This window comes from Streptomyces sp. NBC_00286 (genome assembly GCF_036173125.1).
In the GTDB taxonomy this organism is placed as follows: Bacteria; Actinomycetota; Actinomycetes; order Streptomycetales; family Streptomycetaceae; genus Streptomyces.
Genome location: NZ_CP108054.1, coordinates 2,381,827 through 2,400,575 on the forward strand (window position 1 = coordinate 2,381,827; position 18,749 = coordinate 2,400,575).

Genomic DNA, 18,749 nt, shown 5'->3' on the forward strand with positions numbered 1-18,749 from the left:
GGGTGGGCATGGCAGCGCTGCTGCGGGCAGGCGAAGACCAGTCGTCCTGAGCGAAACCGACGCGTTCGGCTGACGAGTCGAGAGCGGCTCGTACGTGAGGAAGGAGGCTGTCGGTGTGAGGTCTCAGGAGATGCTTAACCGTTTGTGCTCCGGACATGGTTGACACGTTCGGCTGAACGTCCGCTATCCCCCAACTGCCGGTGCGGCAGGGGTGCTTCCGTCTGAGTCGTGGATGTACAGCAGTTGGCCGAGTACCGCTACCGGGCTGTCCGCGAAGTGCTCGGCGGGTCTCCGATCGGTGAGGTCGCGGCCCGGTACGGCACCTCGCGCCAGACCCTGCACAGCTGGCGGCGGCGGTTCGAGCAGGAGGGCATGCCCGGTCTGCTGGATCGCTCCCGCCGACCGTGGAACAGTCCCACGCGCCTGTCCGCCGAGGTTGAGGCCGAGATCTGCGAGCTGCGCCGCCGGCATCCCCGGTGGGGTGCCCGCCGGATCTCCCACGAGCTGTCCGGCCGCGGGCTGGAGTCGGCGCCGTCGCGGGCCACGGTCCACCGGGTGCTGTCCCGCAATGGCCTGGTCCGCGCCCAGGAACAGCAGCATCCGCGCAAGTACCGCCGGTGGCAGTCTTCGCACCAAACTCAACTGCCGCCGGGGCCCGCCGATTACGCCCCTTGCTGCCCCGGTCCGACGCGATTACAGGCGCGTGGTGAACTTCCCGTCGGGCCGTTTGTGCGGCCAGCCGGGATCGGCGAGCTTGGTCATCTTCACCCGCAGCGGCTCCAGCTTCCCGCGCACCGCCACCTCAGGCCCCAGCTCCTCACCCACCGTCCTGACCTGCACCCGACGGCCGGCGGCCCGCACGATCTGAAGGATCCGGCGGTAGTCACCGGGCAGCGCGGCCTCGTCGCCGGTCTCACCGCGGTGCGGGATCAGCAGCACCGCACGCCCCGCCACCTGCGCTTTCATCGGGGCCGCCACCCCAGCGCCTCCGTATCAGCCCGGCCTTGTTCGGCCGGCGGTCGAGGACCAGCTCAGCGATCCCCAGCTCCTCCCGCTCGGCCTCGACCTCCTGAAGCCGCTTGGCCAGCTCCTCGGCGAGCGCGTCAAGTTCGCTACGGCGAGCCGTAATCCGCTCCAGGTCGGACATCCCCATACCCTCCCCACGACCTCCGGCGCACCGACACGGTGACGGATCGTAGGCGGCCCGCTGACGCAGGCGCAGCAGAACCAGAGAACCGTCCTGGCCGAGCGGTCAAACGATCTTCACAGGTCGGCGTGCGTCGGCCGTCACGCGCGGTGCCGGGCGTCGAAGTGGGCGGAGTGGGCGGTCAGCTTGCCCAGCAGGTCGATGAGAGTGCGTTGCTCCTCTTCGCTGAGCGAGCCGGCCCATTCCTGTTCGCGCTCGTTGTGGGCCCGGAACGCGGTGGTGATCGCTTCCAGTCCGGCGTCCGTGAGGGCGAGCCGGACCGCGCGCCCGTCGTACGAGGCACGCTCCTTGCTGACCAGGCCGTCCCGCTCCAGGGTGTTCACCAGTGCCGATACGGCCGCCCTGCTCATACCGGAAAGCTCGGCGACCTTCTTCGCCTCCACCGGGCCCGACAGCCAGATCGCGAACAGGATCCGGAAGCCCGGCCACGACCAGCCGCGAGGACGGTGCACGGTGGACTCTAGGTCGTACACGAGCATGTTGGCCGCCCGGTGCAGGGTGAGCACCAGCCGCATGGCGAGCGGGTCGACGCCGGGCAACTCCCGGCCGACGCGGTCGACGGCGTGGTCGATGAACGACCAGAAGTGCAGGTGCTCGCTGTCCGGGCCCGGCTGCTGGTTCACACCAGGAGTGTAGGCGGGCGGTCGGGCACGCCGTCGACTCGCGCGGGAAGCCGGGCCACCGACGGCGGAGAACCATGGGCCCACCTCATTCCCGCGATGTTTCCCGCGAGTAACGGATTCTTCGTCTCGGGGCTTCCCAAGCGCCCTCGTCACGAGTACGGTCCCCAATTAATCAAAGCTTTGATTACTTGCTTTGGTCTATGTATCCACCGTTTCGCCCCTCCAGTCGACTGTCCACCGATCCCGAGAGGGCAGGTCTTCCCGGCCGCGCATCACGCTCGAAGCCCGGCCGGCTCCCAGGGAGTCCGCCATGCCTGAATCACTCGCCCCACCCAGCCCCGGCGCGCTGCGTGCCTGCATGTCGCGGTTCGCGACCGGCGTCACCGTCGTGACGTACGCGGGCAACGACGGCCCGCGCGGCGCGACGATGAACTCCTTCACGTCCGTCTCCGCCGAACCCCCACTGGTGCTCATCAGCATCGCCCGCCGGGCCCGCTGCCACGACCAGCTCGTCGACCGGCCGTTCTGTGTGAACATCCTCGGCGCCGAACAGGAGCCGCTGGCCCGGCAGTTCGCCGGGGCAAAGGGCGCGGCGGAGCCCCGCTGGGTGGAGGGCGCCCGCGTCCCCCGCCTCGCGCATCCGCTCGCCTGGGCCGAGTGCGACCCGTGGCGCTCGTACGACGGCGGCGACCACACCCTCGTCCTCGGCCGCGTCACCGATCTCGGTCACCGCGACGGCGACGCCCTCACCTATGCCTGGAGCCGCTTCGGCACGGCGGCCGAGTCCGCCGACGGCATCGAACACCTCATCTGAACGGCCCACTCACCCCCCGAGAACACCAGGAGCACGAACATGGCCGCACGCACCGGCAAGGAATACCTCGATCGCCTCGCCGCCTCCCGCCCCACCGTCCACATCCAGGGCGAGACCCTCACCGGCGGTGTCCAGGACCACCCCGCGTTCCGCAACGTGGTGCGCACCTATGCCGAGCTGTACGACCTCCAGCACTCCGCCGACCACAGAGACACCCTCACTTACAGCTCCCCCTCCTCCGGTGAGCCGGTCGGCACGTCTTTCCTCACCCCGAAGACGCCGGGAGACCTGGTCAAGCGCCGCAAGGCGTTCAAGGTGTGGGCCGACCACAGCAACGGCATGCTCGGCCGCACCGGCGACTACATGAACAGTTCCCTGATGGCGCTCGCCTCGGCCGCCGACTGGTTCGCCCAGGCGAACCCGGCATTCGGCGAGAACATTCGCCGCTACTACGAGAAGGTCCGCGAAGAGGACCTGCTGTGCACCCACACCCTTATCCCGCCGCAGGTCAACCGGTCCGTCGCCGGTACCCAGCAGGCCGGCGGCAAGCTGGCCGCGCGGATCGTGAAGGAGGACGACAACGGGGTCGTGATCCACGGTGCGCGCATGCTTGCCACCATCGCCCCGTTCGCCGACGAGATGCTCGTCTTCCCGTCCACGGTGCTGCGCGGCACCCCCGAGGACAAGCCGTACTCGTACGCCTTCGCCATCCCCAACGACGCCCCCGGCCTGCGCTACATCGCCCGCGAGCCCCTCGACCATGACCGCCCGCGCCACGACCACCCCCTGGCCTCCCGCTTCGAGGAGTCCGACTGCGTGGTCGTCTTCGACAACGTGCACGTGCCCTACGAGCGCTGCTTCGCCCTCGGTGACGCCGAGCTGTGCAACGGCTTCTACACACAGACCTCGTCCGTGGTGCACATGACCCACCAGGTCGTCACCCGCACCACCGCCAAGACCGAGTACGTGCTCGGCCTCGTGTCGCTGCTGACCGAGGCCATCGGCATCGAGCAGTTCCAGCACGTCCAGGAGGACATCGCCGAGATCATCACCACGCTGGAGATGCTGCGGGCCTTCCTGCGCGCCGCCGAGGCCGACGCCGAGCTCAACGAGCACGGCGTCCTCACCCCGGCCTTCGCCCCGCTCAACGCCGCCCGGAACCTCTACCCCAAGCTCTACCAGCGCTTCCCGCAGATCCTGCGCAAGCTCGGCGCCTCCGGTCTGATGGCCACTCCGACCGAACTCGACATCACCGGCCCAGCCGCCGAGGACATCGAGGCGTACCTGCAGTCCGCGACCCTGACCGGCCCCGAGCGGGTCAGGCTCTTCCGCCTGGTGTGGGACACCTGCATCTCCGCGTTCTCAAGCCGCCAGGCGCTGTACGAGTACTACTTCTTCGGCGATCCGGTCCGTATGGCGGGCGCGTACGTGAAGTCCTACGACCGTGAGCCCCACAAGGCCAAGGTGCAGGCATTCCTGGAGCGCTCCTGATGACGCACCCGCTCGGGAACCCGCCGACGAAGATCATCGCGGTCCACCTCAACTACCCCAGTCGGGCGAGGGAACGCGGCCGGACTCCCTCCCAGCCGTCGTACTTCCTGAAGCCGCCGTCGTCCCTGGCGGGCACGAAGGAGGCGATCGTCCGCCCCGCCGGGTGCGAACTCCTCGGCTTCGAGGGGGAGATCGCCCTCGTGATCGGCTCTCGCGCGCAGCGTGTGGCACCGGAGGACGGCTGGTCGTACGTCCGCTGGGTGACGGCCGCGAACGACGCGGGTGTGTACGACCTGCGCTACGCCGACCGGGGCTCCAACCTCCGTTCCAAGGGCGCGGACGGCTTCACGCCGATCGGACCGCGCCTGCTGGACGCCCGCCGAATGGACCCGGCCGCACTGCGGTTGCGAACCTGGGTGAACGGCGAGGTGGTGCAGGACGACACGACGGACGCACTCCTGTTCCCCTTCGGGCAGCTCGTCGCCGACCTGTCACGGCTGGTCACCCTGGAACCGGGGGACGTCATCCTCACCGGCACCCCGGCAGGCGCCTCTGTCGTGCGGCCCGGGGACCTCGTGGAGGTCGAGGTCACCGGCGGAGAGCTCTCCACCGGGCGGCTGCGCAACCCGATCGCCGAAGGTGACACGCTCGCTCCGTACGGCGCGATGCCCAGGACCGACCCGGCCGAGCGGGAGGCCGCCTACGGAGCCGCCTACGAACCGATGCCGCTGCTCCCCCCGGGACTGGCCGACGGGCTGCGCTCGGTCGCCGTCGCCACCCTCAGTGCACAACTGCGGGGGCGTGGGCTGCCGCACATGTCGATCGACGACGTGCGCCCTCTCACACCCGGCACACGCATGGTGGGTGTCGCCCACACTCTGCGCTACCTGCCACTGCGTGAGGACCTCTTCAAGCAGTACGGCACCGGAATGAACGCCCAGAAGCGGGCCATCGAGGAGCTGCGCCCCGGACACGTCCTGGTGATGGACGCCCGGCGCGATCCGACCGCCGGCACGCTCGGCGACATCCTCGCGCTGCGGGCCGCCAGGCGGGGCGCTGCCGGGGTCGTCACCGACGGCGCGGTCCGCGACAGCGCCGCCGTCGCCGGCCTGGGCCTGCCGGTGTACGCGGCAAGCAGACACCCCTCCGTCCTGGGCCGCCGGCATGTCCCCTGGGACACCGGCGTACCGGTCGGGTGCGGCGGGGCCCTGGTGCAGCCGGGGGACCTGATCGTCGGCGACGACGACGGCGTGATCGTCGTGCCCCCCGACCTGGCCGACGAGCTGATCGCCGACTGCCGCGAGCAGGAACGGCAGGAGCGTTTCATCACCGAGCAGGTCGCCGCGGGCGAGAGCGTCGACGGCCTCTATCCGCTGGGCCCGGCCTGGCGGGACGCCTACGAGAACTGGTGCAAGGGAGAAACACAGTGAAGTTCCGCAGCGACCCTTCGGCGATCCGCGGGTCCATCGCCCCCGTCGTCACGCCGTTCACCGCGCAGGGCGCCGTCGACCATGACGGCCTGCGCGCCCTGATCCGCTTCCAGCTGGAGTCCGGTTCGCACGGCATCTCGCTCGGCGGCTCGACGGGCGAGCCGAGCGCGCAGAGCGTCGCCGAGCGAATCGCGGGGATGCGCACCGCTGTCGAGGAGATCGGCGACCGGGTGGCCTTCCTGCCCGGCACGGGCTCGCACAAGCTGGACGAAACCCTCGAACTCACCGCAGCAGCACAGGAGTTGGGTGCGGACGCGGCGCTGGTCATCACGCCGTACTACGCGCGGCCCACCCAGGAGGCCCTCTACCAGTGGTACGCAAGGGTGGCCCGGGAGTTCCCGGACCTGCCGATCGTCGCCTACAACGTGCCCTCCCGCACGGCCGTCGACATCGCGCCGGAGACGGTGAAGCGGCTGTTCACCGACTTCGAGAACTTCGTCGGGGTCAAGGAGACCACGAAGGACTTCGAGCACTTCTCCCGTGTGCTGCACGCCTGCGGACGCTCGCTGCTGGTGTGGTCGGGCATCGAGTTGCTGTGCCTGCCGCTGCTGGCGCTGGGCGGGGCGGGGTTCGTGTCGGCGGTCGCCAATCTCGCGCCGAATGCCGTGGCCCGCATGTACGAGCTGTGGGAGGCGGGCGAGTTCGACGCCGCCCGTGATCTGCACTACCGGCTCCACCCGCTGGTCGACCTGTTGTTCGTCGAGACGAACCCCGCGCCCGCGAAGTGGGTGCTGGCCCGGCAGGGGCGCATCGCCTCGGACCTCGTCCGTCCGCCGCTGACCACGCCCACCGAGGCCGGTCTGACGAAGATCCGCGCGCTGCTCGCCGAGGGCGGCGACCTCACCGCACCGATCGGAGCCGACAAGTGACCCCTGAGAACCTGCCATCGTTCATCCGGCACTGGATCGGCGGCGACCTGGTCGACGCCGCCGACGGCCGTACCTTCGACGTTTGCGACCCGGTCTCCAACACGGCTTACGCCCAGGCCGCGCGGGGCTCGGCGGCCGACGTCGACCGTGCCGTGGGAGCGGCCCGCGCCGCCTTCCCCGCCTGGGCGGGCCTGTCCAACCGGGCACGCGCGAACATCCTGTACCGCATCGCCGACGCCGTCGAGGCGCGGCATGACCGGCTCGCCGGTTTCGAGACGTACGACACCGGACTGCCGATCACCCAGGCGAAGGGGCAGGCCCGGCGTGCGGCGGAGAACTTCCGATACTTCGCGGACGTCATCGTCGGGCTCGGCGAGGAGGCCTTCCGGCAGGGCGGGGAGCAGTTCAGCTACGTCGTCCGGCAGCCGGTCGGGGTGGCGGGGCTGATCACGCCGTGGAACACGCCGTTCATGCTGGAGAGCTGGAAGCTGGCCCCGGCCCTGGCGTCCGGCTGCACCCTGGTCCTGAAGCCGGCCGAGTGGACCCCGCTGTCCGCGTCGCTGTGGCCGGAGATTTTCGCCGAGGCCGGCGTCCCCGCGGGCGTCGTCAACATCGTCCACGGCATCGGCGAGGAGGCGGGCCAGGCGCTGGTCGACCATCCGGACGTACCGCTGATCTCCTTCACCGGCTCCACGGACACCGGCCGCCACATCATCCGCTCCAGCGCCCAGCACCTGAAGACCACCTCCATGGAGCTGGGCGGCAAGTCCCCGGCCGTCGTCTTTGCCGACGCCGACCTCGAAGCCGCTCTGGACTCCATCGTGTTCGGCGTGTTCTCCCTCAACGGCGAGCGCTGCACGGCCGGTTCACGGGTCCTGGTGGAGCGGCCGGTGTACGAGGAGTTCACCCGCCGGCTCGGCGAGCGTGCGGCGAACGTCCGCGTCGGGCTGCCCTCCGATCCGGCGACCGAGGTCGGCGCGCTGGTCCACCCCGAGCACTACGAACGCGTCCAGAACTACGTCGAGATCGGCAAGAAGGAGGCCCGTCTGGTCGCAGGTGGCAGCCGCCCCGCCCATCTGGCCGACGGCAACTACCTCCAGCCCACCGTCTTCGCCGACGTCGAGCGCGACGCCCGCATCTTCCAGGAAGAGATCTTCGGCCCGGTCGTCGCCGTGGCACCCTTCGACGACGAGGCGGAGGCGATCGAGCTCGCCAACGCCACCCAGTTCGGCCTGGCCGCCTACATCTGGACCTCGGACCTCAAGCGCGGCCACCGCATCGCGCACGCCGTCGAGTCCGGGATGATCTGGCTCAACTCCCACAACGTCCGCGACCTGCGCACCCCCTTCGGTGGCGTCAAGGCCTCCGGTGTCGGCCGCGAGGGCGGCGCCCACTCCATCGATTTCTACACCGAGTCGAAGATCGTCCACGTCGCCCTCGGCGATGTCCACACTCCCCGCTTCGGAGCCCCCGCATGAGCATGCACCCGCACCCGAACGCACCCGACGTCATCCGCTCCGCCTACGCCCAGCTCGCCGTGACCGACCTCGGCGCCGCCCGCTGGTTCTGGGTCGACATGCTCGGCTTCCACGTCCAGCACGAGACCGCCGACTCCCTCTACCTGCGCGGCACCGACGAACTCACGCACCACTCCCTGGTGCTGCGCAAGGGCGCCGTCGCCGCCCTCGACCACATCTCCTACCGCGTCCGCACCCCGGACGACGTCGACAAGGCCGAGAAGTTCTTCCGCAGGCTCGGCCGCCCGGTGAAGCGGCTGAAGAAGGGGGAGGGCACGCACGGCGTGGGCGAGGCCGTGCGCGTCATCGACCCGCTGGGCTTCCCAGTGGAGTTCTTCCACGAGATCGAGCGCGCCGAACGCCTCATCCAGCGCTACGACCTCCGCCACGGCGCCGAGATCGCCCGCCTGGACCACTTCAACATCTGCACCCCCGACATCCCCGCCGCCTACGCCCACTACAAGTCACTCGGTTTCGGCTGCTCGGAGACCATCGAGGGCGACGAGCACGAGCTGTACGCGGCGTGGATGTACCGCAAGCAGACCGTCCACGACGTCGCCTTCACCGGCGGTGCGGGCCCGCGCCTGCACCACCTGGGTGTGGCCACCCACGAGTCCCACCAGGTGTTGCGATGCGCCGACCTGTTCGGGTCGATCCGCAAGGAGCACCACATCGAACGTGGGCCAGGCCGGCACGGCGTCTCCAACGCCTTCTACCTGTACCTGAGGGACCCCGACGGCCACCGCGTGGAGATCTACACCTCGGACTACTACACCGGTGACCCGGACCACGAGACGTACCGCTGGAACGTGCGCGACGACCGCCGCCGCGACTTCTGGGGCAACGCCGTCATCAAGTCCTGGTACAAGGATGCCGCCCCCGTCCTCGACCTGGACGGACGCCCGCAGCCCGTGACCGACACCGTCCTCGACGAGTCCGCGGTTCAGGTGGGTGCGGACGGCCTCGGCTGACGCTCCGGGCGGTGGGGGCCCGGAGGTGCTTCGAGCCCTTCCGGGACCCCTCGCCGCGCCCTCGACAGACACGGGATCTTCTCATACATCCCATTCATCACACTTTGTAAAAACCGGATACGACAGTTACTATCCGGCGGCACGCCTACCTGCCGGCTTGCCGAAGGGCCCGCAGAGGAGACCCATGCCCTCGATGACGACTCCGTCGGACGACACCTCCGCAGGACGCTTCGAGTTCTGGCGGGACGTGGTCGGCCAGAGTTTTGTGCCGCTGGAAGCGCTACCGCGCGAGGTTCCCGACTTCCGCGCCTCCCTGCACACCGCCCAACTCGGCGCGGTGCAGGTGTCCGTCGTGGCCGCGGATCCGCACGGCGTCGCCCACACCCGTAGGCACATCGCCTCCGACCCGGCCGATTTCGTCAAGGTGAGTCTTCAGCTGGCCGGGCAGTGCATGCTGACCCAGGCGGACCGCCAGGCCCTGCTCAAGCCGGGCGAGCTGGCCATCTACGACACCCGACACCCGTACACACTCGACTTCGACCAGCCGTACCGCACACTCGTGCTGATGTTCCCGCGGGTCATGCTCCGGCTACCCGAACGCGACCTGACCCGCATGATCGCCACCCCCGTGTCATGCAGCGACGGACTGGGGCCCGTGGTGCACCCGTTCCTGCGCGGACTGGCCGGGCAGGTGCGGCAACTGGACGCTCTCGGCACGCAGCGGCTCGCGGACAGCGTGGTCGACCTGGTCGGCGCGATGCTCTCGGACCGGTGCGCCGTGCACGTGACGCAGCAGGACGACGGGCGGGAGCTGCTGGCCCGGCGGATCCTCACGTACATGGAGCAGCGGCTCTCCGACCCGGGGCTCGGCCCCGACCGGATCGCGGCCGCCCACCACATCTCGCGGCGCTTCCTCTACAAGCTGCTGGCCGAGCGGGGATACACGGTCTCGGGCTGGCTCCGGGAGCGTCGCCTCGCCGAGTGCCTGCGCGACCTCGCAAACCCCGCGCTCGCCCACATGCCCGTCGCCACCGTCGGAAGCCGCTGGGGCTTTCCCGACCCCGCCCACTTCAGCCACGCATTCAAGAGCGCCTACGGCATGAGCCCGTCGGAGGCACGCGGGGCCGGGCGCACAGCGCTGGGCGCCTAGCGAGCGCTCAGCGGCGATCACGCGGTTTCGCTGCCCTTTCGCTGCCTGTCGCAGTACGTCCCGAACACGGCGGATCTACCGATCGTGCCCGCCCCAGCAAGGGCCGGTGCACCATCACGCAAGCCGGAGTGGGCCGCCGTGGTGCACCCTCCGTGCGTGAGAGAGAGCCGCACACTCCTCTCGGGCCCGCCTCGCGGGCGCCGGTGAGCGGCTTACGCAGGAACATCCGCAGACACAAGAACGGGCTGACGTCCCGACCTCCCCCAGGGCCGAAGAGCATCACCGCGCTGATCGACAGCCCTGTGCTGTCTCTTCTCCCCACGGCACTCCCCCTTCCTGCCTCTCCGGCTCCCGCTCATCCGACGAATGAGGCATCCATGCTGAGAAAGCGATCCGCCGCACCCCCTCCACTCGGTGGCGCCGGCCCCGAGGCCCGCCGCTACGAGAACAAGCTGCTCGTCATCCTCTTCCTGGGCTTCGGCCTCGTCTTCTTCGACCGGCAGGCACTTCTCTTCCTCGTCCCCTTCATCAATGAGGACATCCCCCTCTCGAACACCGCCCTGGGCACGCTCTCCGGAGTCCTCGCGCTGACCTGGGCCCTGTCCGGAATGATCTCCGGACGCCTGTCCGACCGGCTCGGCCGCCGTAAGCCCGTGATCATCATCGCGGTGGTGCTCTTCTCCTGCTTTTCGGCGTCGAGCGGACTGGTCGCCGGATTCGCCACACTGCTGGCGGCCCGAGCGCTGATGGGGCTGGCGGAAGGTGCCGTACTGCCTGCGTCGCAGTCCCTGATGGTGGAGGCGTCACAGGAGCACCGGCGCGGGCTGAACATGGGCCTGCTGCAGGGGTCCTCGGCCGGGCTGCTGGGCGGCATCCTCTGCCCGCTCGCGGTGGTGTGGATCGCCACGCAGTACAGCTGGCGACTGGCGTTCGTCATCACCATCGTCCCGGGCCTGCTGCTCGCCCTGTGGATCTGGCGGTCGGTACGGGAGGAGCCGCCGGGTGGCCGTGTGATGACGCAGCCCGTGGCGGAATCCGTGGATGCCGAGGCCAAGCCGAGCATCGGCAGCATCCTCCGGCAGCGCAACATCATCCTCTGCGTGCTGATCGCCTGCGCGTACATGACCTGGTTCTTCGTCATCATCACGTTCGCGCCTGTCTATATGACCTCGGTCAAGGGCTTCTCACCCGCGACGATGAGCGGCGTCGTGACCTGCCTCGGGGTGGCGTGGGTCGTGTGGGGCTTCGTCACACCGGGGATCTCGGACCGGTTCGGCCGCAAGAGCACACTGATCGTCTTCACGGTGATGGCCGCGCTCTGTCCCCTGGCCGTGGTGTATGTGAGCAGCCCTCTGGTGCTCGGCGCAGTGATCGTGCTCACGTATACGGGTCTCGGCTGCTTCACCCTCTTCATGGCGACCATCCCCGCGGAGACCGTCCCCCGTGGCGCACTGGCGACCGCCCTGGGCCTGGTCATGGGCATCGGGGAGCTCGCCGGCGGTTTCCTCGCTCCGGTGATCGCCGGGTGGGCCTCCGACAACTGGGGGCTTGAGACGGCCATGTACATCTCGGCGGCGGGTGCCGTGTTGGTCGTCCTGCTCGCGCTCGGGCTGAAGGAGACGGCTCCCGCCGTCCTGCGCAGGAAGAACGCGGCGGCGGTCCGCGCCGGCGCTGCGGAGCGAACCACGAGCGCACCCGCCGTGTCCTGACCCGCCCCCCTTTCTGCGACTCCCGTGACGGGCCAGGACCACCTCGGTGGTCCTGGCCCGTCGCGTGCTGCCTCGGACCAGCCGTTCGCCCACTCGGTCCGGCCCGGTCACCCACCGCAGCTGCCAGGTCGCCCACAGGCCGGCAGGGGCAATGTGCGCCCGGCCGCAGGGCCGGTCCGTCCGTCCGTGCACAGCCGTTCGTGCCCGCCTCCGCAACAGCCCGTGCACAACAGCGCAAGCGGGCAGCCCGTCCGCCTGTGACCCTCCCGTCATGCGAGCAACACACACCGTTTACGACCACATCGTGGTGGGCGCCGGCTCCGCCGGCTGTGCCCTCACCCGCAGACTCGTGGACGCCGGCCGGACCGTCCTGCTGATCGAGATGGGCGACCGGGACGACAACCCGGCCATCCACGACCCCGGGCGCCTGTGGGAGCTGTGGAACTCCCCGCAGGACCACGCGTACACCACTGAACCCCAACGGCACGCCTCCGGCACCCAGGTGTACTGGCCGCGCGGCAAGGTCCTCGGCGGCTCCAGCGCCCTCAACGGCATGATCTACGTCCGCGGCCACCGGGCCGACTACGACAGCTGGGCCTACCAGGGAGCTGCGGGCTGGTCGTACGACGAGGTATTGCCGTACTTCAAACGCTCGGAGGACTTCGAGGACGGCGCGTCGTACTACCACGGGGCCGGCGGTCCGCTGCCCGTCAGCCGGAACCACTCCCCCAACCCGGTGACCACCGCCTTCGTGGAGGCCTGCCAGGACTACGGGATCCCGTACAACGACGACTGCAACGGCCAGGACCAGCTCGGTGTGAACCTGCTGCACCGCAACATCCGCGACGGCAGGCGGGTCAGCGCGTGGACCGCCTTCATGGAGCCGGTGCTCGACAGTGCGCTGCTGACCGTGATGACCGGCGCGGCGGTCACGCGCGTCCTGGTGGACGGTGGCCGGGCGCGGGGCGTCGAGCTGCTGCGCGAGGGCCGTACGACGGAGATCCGCTGCGAAGGGGACGTGATCCTGTCCGGCGGCACCATCGGATCGGCCCAGCTGCTCCTGCTCAGCGGTGTCGGACCGGCGGACGAGCTGCGGGCCCTCGGGATCGGGGCGACCGTGGACCTGCCGGGAGTGGGCGCGAACCTGCACGACCACACCCTCGCTCCGGTGGTGTGGGAGTCGGCACGGCCGGTGCCGCAGGGTACGGCCAACAAACTGGAGGCCCACTACTTCGCCAAGTCAGACCCGGCGCTGGCCGTGCCGGACCTGCAGCCGCTGATGTCTCACCTGCCACTGCCGGTGCCCGACATGAACGTTCCGGAAGAGGGCCACGGCTTCTCGGTCCTCGCCGGGACGATCCGTCCGCTCAGCCGGGGCCGCCTGTGGCTGCGCTCGGCCGACCCCACCCAGGCTCCTGCCCTGGATCCTGGCTATTTCTCCGAGCCCTCGGACCTCGCGGCCATGGTGCGGGCCGTGCAGCAGGTGCGGGAGATCGGCGAGGAGAAGTCGCTGGGCGACTGGCGGGCCCGCGAGGTCGCACCCGGACCGTACGTGCGTACGGACGCGGAGGTCGCCGCGTACATCAAGCGGACCCTCCTCAGCTATCACCACCAGGTGGGCACCTGCCGTATGGGCATCGACCGTATGGCGGTCGTCGATCCGCAGCTGCGCGTCCACGGCGTGGCCGGGCTGCGCGTCGCGGACGCCTCCGTCATGCCCTCCGTCACCTCCGGCAACACCCACGCACCTGCCGTCATGATCGGCGAGCGCTGCGCCGACTTCATCCTGGGAGCACAGCTGTGACCAATACCCTTCTCATCGGTGGCGAGTGGCAAGCCGCGGCCTCCGGAGCGGAGTTCGAGACCCTGGACCCGGCGACGGGACAGCCCCACGCCCAGGTGTCCCTGGCGGGGACCGCGGACGCCGACGCGGCCGTACGGGCCGCCCGCGCCGCCCTCGAGAACCCGGAGTGGGCGGGACTCACCCCGGCCCGGCGCGCCCGGATCCTGTGGCGCATCGGCGACCTCATCGAGGAACACGCCGAGGAACTGGCCGAGTTGGAGACCCGCGACCAAGGCCAGCCGCTCGGCATCTCCATGGCGGTCAGCGTCGCCGCGGCTGCCGAGCACTTCCGCCACTACGCCGGCTGGGTCACCAAGATCTACGGCGAGACGGCGCCCCTGTCCATCCCCGGCGTGCTGCAGTACACCAAGCGCGAGCCGGTGGGAGTGTGCGCGCTGATCACCCCGTGGAACTTCCCTCTCATGATCGCGAGTTGGAAGATCGCACCGGCCCTCGCCTGCGGGAACACCGTGATCGTCAAACCCGCGGAACAGACCCCGATGACCACGGTGCGGCTCGTCGAGTTGTGCCGGGCGGCCGGTGTGCCGGACGGGGCCATCAACCTGCTGACCGGCGGTCCCGAGGCCGGCCGGGCCCTCGTCGAGCACCCCGGCGTGGACAAGGTCTCCTTCACCGGCTCGACCGAGACCGGCAGGGACATCGTCCGGGCCTCCGCGGGCAACCTCAAGCGTGTCACGCTCGAACTCGGCGGCAAGGCACCGAGCCTCGTACTGCCCGGCGCCGACCTGGACGCGGCCGTGACGGGCTGTCTTCAGGGCGCGCTCCTCAACAGCGGCCAGGTGTGCGCCGCCTACACGAGGTTCCTCGTCCACCGCTCCCTCGCCGACGAGTTCGCCGAGCGCTGTGCCAAGGCCGTCAGCGGGATGCGACTCGGCGCGGGCAGCGCGCCCGACACCGAGCTCGGCCCCCTGGTCACCGGCGAACACCGTGACCACGTCCACGCACTGGTGCGCAGCGGGGTCCAGGAAGGCGCCCAGCTGCTCGCCGGCGGGGCCCCCGTCGACGACCTGCCGGGCTTCTTCTACCAGCCGACCGTGTTCACGGGTGTACGGGACGACATGCGCATCGCCCGCGAGGAGATCTTCGGTCCGGTGCTGTCCGTCCTGCCATATGACGACGAGGACGAAGCCGTCGCCCGCGCCAACGACACCGAGTACGGCCTGGCGGCGGCCGTGTGGACCCGCGACGTGGGCGCGGCGCACCGCGTGGCGGGCTCCATCCGGGCGGGCACGGTGTTCATCAACATGCCCAACCCCGTGGACGCCTCCGCCCCCTGGGGCGGGTTCAAGGCGAGCGGCTGGGGCCGGGAGATGGGCAGCGGAGCCATCGACGCGTACACGGAGGTCAAGAGCGTGTGGACCTCGCTCGCCTGAGGTGCCCGCCCGTCGCGGACAGGCGGCCCCCGCGGGTTCGGACCGCACGATCCTGAAAATGATGCGCGGCCGTTCCGCCTGTCCGTCCGCCCGTCCGCCCGGACGCCCGTCCGCCCGGACGAGGATCTCGTCGTCGCCCCGGCTCCACGATCGAACCCGCGCGGCCGTCCGGGACCCCGGAGAAGCACGCAGCCGACGCCTGGCCCTCGTACAGCGACCGCATGGCGGTCGGTAGAGCTCAATGAGGAGTGTCGTGACCACAGAACCGATTCCCGACGTCGCCACCGTGGGGGGCGTCGTGCGCGGCCGCCACGAGGACGGTCTCGCGGTCTTCCGGGGCATCCCGTTCGCCGAACCCCCGGTGGGGAGCTTGCGTTTCGCCGCGCCGCGGCCGGTGCGTCGATGGGAGGGCACGCGCGAGACGTTCGTGTTCGGTCCCCCGCCACCGCAGGAGCCGTTGAGCCCTGCCATACCCGCTCCCACCGCCGGAGGAGAGGACTGGCTCACCGTCAATGTCTGGACACCGGATCCGGACCCGGCGACGAGGCGCCCGGTGATGGTGTGGATCTACGGCGGGGCCTACAAGTTCGGTTCCGTCGACGACCCCGCCTACGATGCCGGCCGGCTGGCCCGTGACGGGAATCTCGTCGTGGTGACTTTCAACCACCGAGTCGGCATGGAGGGGTTCGCCCGCATCGAGGGAGCACCGGCGAACCGCGGACTGCTCGACCAGGTCGCGGCCCTGACGTGGGTGCGGGAGAACATCACCGCCTTCGGCGGCGACCCCGGCCAGGTCACCGTGTTCGGCGAATCAGCCGGCGCCGGGTCCGTCGCCGCGCTGCTGGCGATGCCGAGCGCGCGAGGCCTGTTCCGACGGGCCATCGCACAGAGCGTGTGCGGCACCTTCTTCTCCGACGAACTGGCCACCGACATCGCCACCGCCCTGGCGGGCGAACTCGGGCTGCGGCCCACGGTGAGCGACCTCTCGGCGGTGGATCCGCACAAACTCCCAGGGGCGGGGGCTGCCCTCGGCACCCGGATGAGTCAGTACGCGGACCGCTGGGGACCGATCGCCCACACGTCGACGGCCTACTCCCCCGTGGTCGACGGAGAGGTCCTGCCGACCGCACCGTGGCAGGCGCTCGCCGACGGCGCCGCACGCGAGGTGGAGCTGATCATCGGGCACAACCGGGACGAGTACCGGCTGTTCATGGCACTGGGCGGGCTCCTCGGCCAGGTCGGCGAGGAACTGGCGGCCGCAGCGCTGCATACGTTCGGGCCGGGCGCGGACCCCGGGCACGCCTACCGCACCGCCTTCCCCGATGCTCCGGCGGAGCGCCTCTTCGAGCTCGTCCAGTCCGACTGGCTCTTCCGCATGCCCTCACTGCACCTCGCGGAAGCCCAGGTGGCGGGAGGCGGCCGGGCCCACCTCTACGAACTCACCTGGGCCGCACCGGCGAACGGCGGTGCCCTGGGCGCCTGCCACGCGCTGGACATCCCCCTCGTCTTCGGTACGTTCGGCGGCCTCGGCGGAGAACTGATCGGCCCCGCGCACTTCGACGAGGCCGATGCCCTTTCCGGTCTGGTCCGCGCCGCCTGGACCTCCTTCGCGACCACCGGCGATCCGGGCTGGCCCGCCTACGACACCGAGCACCGCCCGACGCGCATCCTCGACACGGAGCCGATGACCACCACCTACCCGGAGGAAGCCTCACGCCGCCTCTGGCAGGACCACGTGTTCAACGCGCTTCCACTGACCACCTCATGACCCTGACTGACTCCTCCCTGCCGTTGGGCGAGGGTGGCGGCGACCGTGGATGGCCGGGAACCCGCGTGTGTCCAGATCCAGGTGTGCCTCCCCGGCCGACCGTGGCCGAGTGCCTGGATGGGGGCGCGCCGGGACCCGGGCGGCACCCGAACGTCGTATCGTCTCGCGAGGCAGTTCGCATGAGCGGGCTTGCCGGCCAACAGGTCAAGCTATGGCCGGGAGCGGGCAGCACCACAGGCGTTGTAGAGCTGAGCCACGGCACGTGAGCACTCCGCCTGCCTCGCGGTCACCGGTGCCTGGCAACCCGGCAGCAGCATGGGGAGTCGCCGACCATGACCAGCTGGGCGTGACCGCGTTGAGCGGCGTAGGCCCTGCTGGGCCCTGAGCAGCACACCTGAGGCGCCGCCGCCTCGTCAGGCGGTGACTCGTAGATCGCCTGCCTCCGCCCTGCGCCACGGCGTGATCCCGTTGGCATTCATGCCATGGCGCCGAGGAGTGGAACGCCGCGACGCTGGACGCATGACGAATTCAATGCCCCCACCAGCGCGCCATCCGCCAGGACACCCACGGTTCTCCCGAGGTGCTCAAGGAGGTGGAACTGCCCCGGCGCGAGCCGAGGCTGAGTGAGATCTGGTCGCCGTCCGCGCGGCCGGCGGGCACGGACGCCGGCGGACATGGTGCCGTGCCCGAGTTGCGGGGCGCCGTCCGGACGGGTGCATGGCTTTCACCTGCGGACGGTGGCCGACGTACCGGTGGACGGACGACGGGCAGTAGTCCGTGTGCGGGTGCGGCGGCTGGTGTGTCCCCCGCAAGGCTGTCCGCACCCCTTCCGTGAGCAGGTGCCTGGGGTACTGGAGCGATACCAGCTACGCACGGCCCGTCTGACCAGGCAAGTAAAGGCCGTGGTCAAGGGGTTGGCGGGCCGGGCCGGGGCTCGTTTGCTGGCGATACTCGCGGTGGGCGTCTCGCGGCAGACCGCCCGGCGGACCCTGCTGCGTATCCCGCTGCCCGCCGGCCGAGTACCTCGCGTGATCGGCGTCGACGACTTCGGCGCACAGCACCTGCTGGGCCTCAGCACCTACTGGACCGGCTCATCGCGGCCTGCCCCGAGATGACCCAACTCGCCGTCTGCATCGGAGACTTCGCCCACCTCCTGAAGCCTCCCCCAGACAATGCCGACGTGCTCGAGCTCTGGATCACCCAGGTCCGCACTGCCGATTGCCGCACCTGCATGCCTCCACCCGAGGGCTGGAGCGAGACTTCGACGCCGTGATCGCCGCGTTCACACTCCGTTACAGCAACGGTCCCACCGAGGGCGTCCACACCAAGACCAAGCGGATCGCCCGCCAGATGCGCGGACGAGCAGGCTTCACCCTCCTCCGCCACCGCATTCTTCTCGGATAACAACACCCTCCGTCACCACCGGATGTGAGACAGGGCAGTTGGCTAGGAGTCGCTGGCCTTCGTGACGCGCGACCGGCCTGGGGGAGCAGGGGTGGACCGATGGTGGAAGCGAGTGCCGTGGTCAGCCGCTGGGACAGCGCGACGCGTCCGCTGGGCAGCCGTACGGCGAGCGCCTTTGGATGCTGGGAACTGCCAGTGAAGCCGACCACGGTGGCATCGATCGTGTCCGCGTGCCTCAGCTTCGACCACACACGGCCTGCCTTGTAGGCGCCCCGCAGCGGGCTTCGCCACGATCCCTTCCACGCCGGTTTTGTGTCGGCAGTGACCGTGTCCCTCGCACGTCGTGTCGCTTTACACCAGGTCTGGGGCTTCGACTCGTGTCGCGTTGGGGTGACCCCTGGGGTGACCCGTCGTGTGCGGGGAGAGGGCAGTTGATCGAAAGTGCGTGGCCTGTGGCTGAGGGCGCCGCCCTGTCGTGACTCCAGTGCGGCGGAAGGCC

The 18,749-nt window shown here is 70.1% G+C and carries 14 protein-coding genes and 2 pseudogenes; 13 read left to right on the forward strand and 3 right to left on the reverse strand.

All coding sequences use genetic code 11. From position 1 onward, the window contains the following. Window positions 1–228: 228 nt before the first annotated feature. A pseudogene (locus OHT21_RS44635) lies at window positions 229–624 on the forward strand (helix-turn-helix domain-containing protein); the annotation flags it as partial. A 69-nt stretch (window positions 625–693) separates the two neighbouring features. Here the strand turns inward: OHT21_RS44635 and OHT21_RS10750 are convergent. The 3 genes from OHT21_RS10750 to OHT21_RS10760 all read right to left on the reverse strand — a co-directional run bounded on the left by OHT21_RS10750 (window position 694) and on the right by OHT21_RS10760 (window position 1,830). Beyond that, window positions 694–966 carry a hypothetical protein gene (locus tag OHT21_RS10750; protein ID WP_328768039.1) on the reverse strand — a complete coding sequence of 91 codons (273 nt, stop codon included), beginning with the start codon at window positions 964–966 and terminating at the stop codon, window positions 694–696. Then, complete coding sequence (locus OHT21_RS10755; RefSeq protein ID WP_328768040.1) at window positions 914–1,147, reverse strand: hypothetical protein; 234 nt, start codon at window positions 1,145–1,147, stop codon at window positions 914–916. Before OHT21_RS10755 ends, OHT21_RS10750 begins: the two co-directional genes overlap by 53 nt. Before the next feature lie 140 nt (window positions 1,148–1,287). Further along, complete coding sequence (locus tag OHT21_RS10760; protein ID WP_328768042.1) at window positions 1,288–1,830, reverse strand: MarR family winged helix-turn-helix transcriptional regulator; 543 nt, start codon at window positions 1,828–1,830, stop codon at window positions 1,288–1,290. A 310-nt stretch (window positions 1,831–2,140) separates the two neighbouring features. On the opposite strand from OHT21_RS10760, the gene OHT21_RS10765 reads away from it, so the two are divergent. From OHT21_RS10765 to OHT21_RS10820, 12 genes and pseudogenes are all read left to right on the forward strand, one after another. After that, window positions 2,141–2,644 (forward strand): flavin reductase family protein, encoded by a 504-nt coding sequence (locus OHT21_RS10765; protein ID WP_328768043.1) that lies wholly within the window; start codon window positions 2,141–2,143, stop codon window positions 2,642–2,644. A gap of 39 nt (window positions 2,645–2,683) precedes the next feature. Next, window positions 2,684–4,135 carry a 4-hydroxyphenylacetate 3-monooxygenase, oxygenase component gene (gene hpaB, locus OHT21_RS10770; protein WP_328768044.1) on the forward strand — a complete coding sequence of 484 codons (1,452 nt, stop codon included), beginning with the start codon at window positions 2,684–2,686 and terminating at the stop codon, window positions 4,133–4,135. Then, a complete protein-coding gene (locus OHT21_RS10775) occupies window positions 4,135–5,565 on the forward strand; it encodes a fumarylacetoacetate hydrolase family protein (protein ID WP_328768045.1) in 1,431 nt (476 codons plus the stop codon). Before hpaB ends, OHT21_RS10775 begins: the two co-directional genes overlap by 1 nt. After that, on the forward strand, window positions 5,562–6,494 hold the full coding sequence (dapA, locus tag OHT21_RS10780; RefSeq protein ID WP_328768046.1) for a 4-hydroxy-tetrahydrodipicolinate synthase: 933 nt from the start codon (window positions 5,562–5,564) through the stop codon (window positions 6,492–6,494). The genes OHT21_RS10775 and dapA overlap by 4 nt, the downstream gene beginning before the upstream one ends. After that, window positions 6,491–7,972 (forward strand): 5-carboxymethyl-2-hydroxymuconate semialdehyde dehydrogenase, encoded by a 1,482-nt coding sequence (hpaE, locus tag OHT21_RS10785; protein ID WP_328768047.1) that lies wholly within the window; start codon window positions 6,491–6,493, stop codon window positions 7,970–7,972. Before dapA ends, hpaE begins: the two co-directional genes overlap by 4 nt. Further along, window positions 7,969–8,982 carry a 3,4-dihydroxyphenylacetate 2,3-dioxygenase gene (gene hpaD / locus OHT21_RS10790; protein ID WP_328768048.1) on the forward strand — a complete coding sequence of 338 codons (1,014 nt, stop codon included), beginning with the start codon at window positions 7,969–7,971 and terminating at the stop codon, window positions 8,980–8,982. The genes hpaE and hpaD overlap by 4 nt, the downstream gene beginning before the upstream one ends. A 193-nt stretch (window positions 8,983–9,175) precedes the next feature. Next, window positions 9,176–10,132: a helix-turn-helix domain-containing protein gene (locus OHT21_RS10795; RefSeq protein ID WP_328768049.1), complete on the forward strand. Its 957-nt coding sequence runs from the start codon at window positions 9,176–9,178 to the stop codon at window positions 10,130–10,132. Window positions 10,133–10,509: 377 nt separating this feature from the next. Continuing rightward, window positions 10,510–11,841, forward strand: a complete 1,332-nt coding sequence (locus OHT21_RS10800) for an MFS transporter (protein ID WP_328768050.1) — start codon at window positions 10,510–10,512, stop codon at window positions 11,839–11,841. Window positions 11,842–12,112: 271 nt separating this feature from the next. After that, window positions 12,113–13,645, forward strand: coding sequence for a GMC family oxidoreductase (locus tag OHT21_RS10805; RefSeq protein ID WP_328768051.1), 1,533 nt, complete (start codon window positions 12,113–12,115; stop codon window positions 13,643–13,645). Next, window positions 13,642–15,078, forward strand: a complete 1,437-nt coding sequence (locus tag OHT21_RS10810; protein ID WP_328768052.1) for an aldehyde dehydrogenase family protein — start codon at window positions 13,642–13,644, stop codon at window positions 15,076–15,078. Before OHT21_RS10805 ends, OHT21_RS10810 begins: the two co-directional genes overlap by 4 nt. 253 nt (window positions 15,079–15,331) lie before the next feature. After that, window positions 15,332–16,846, forward strand: coding sequence for a carboxylesterase/lipase family protein (locus OHT21_RS10815; protein WP_328768053.1), 1,515 nt, complete (start codon window positions 15,332–15,334; stop codon window positions 16,844–16,846). 653 nt (window positions 16,847–17,499) lie between these two features. Continuing rightward, a pseudogene (locus tag OHT21_RS10820) lies at window positions 17,500–18,250 on the forward strand (transposase family protein); the annotation flags it as partial. Window positions 18,251–18,749 lie beyond the last annotated feature (499 nt).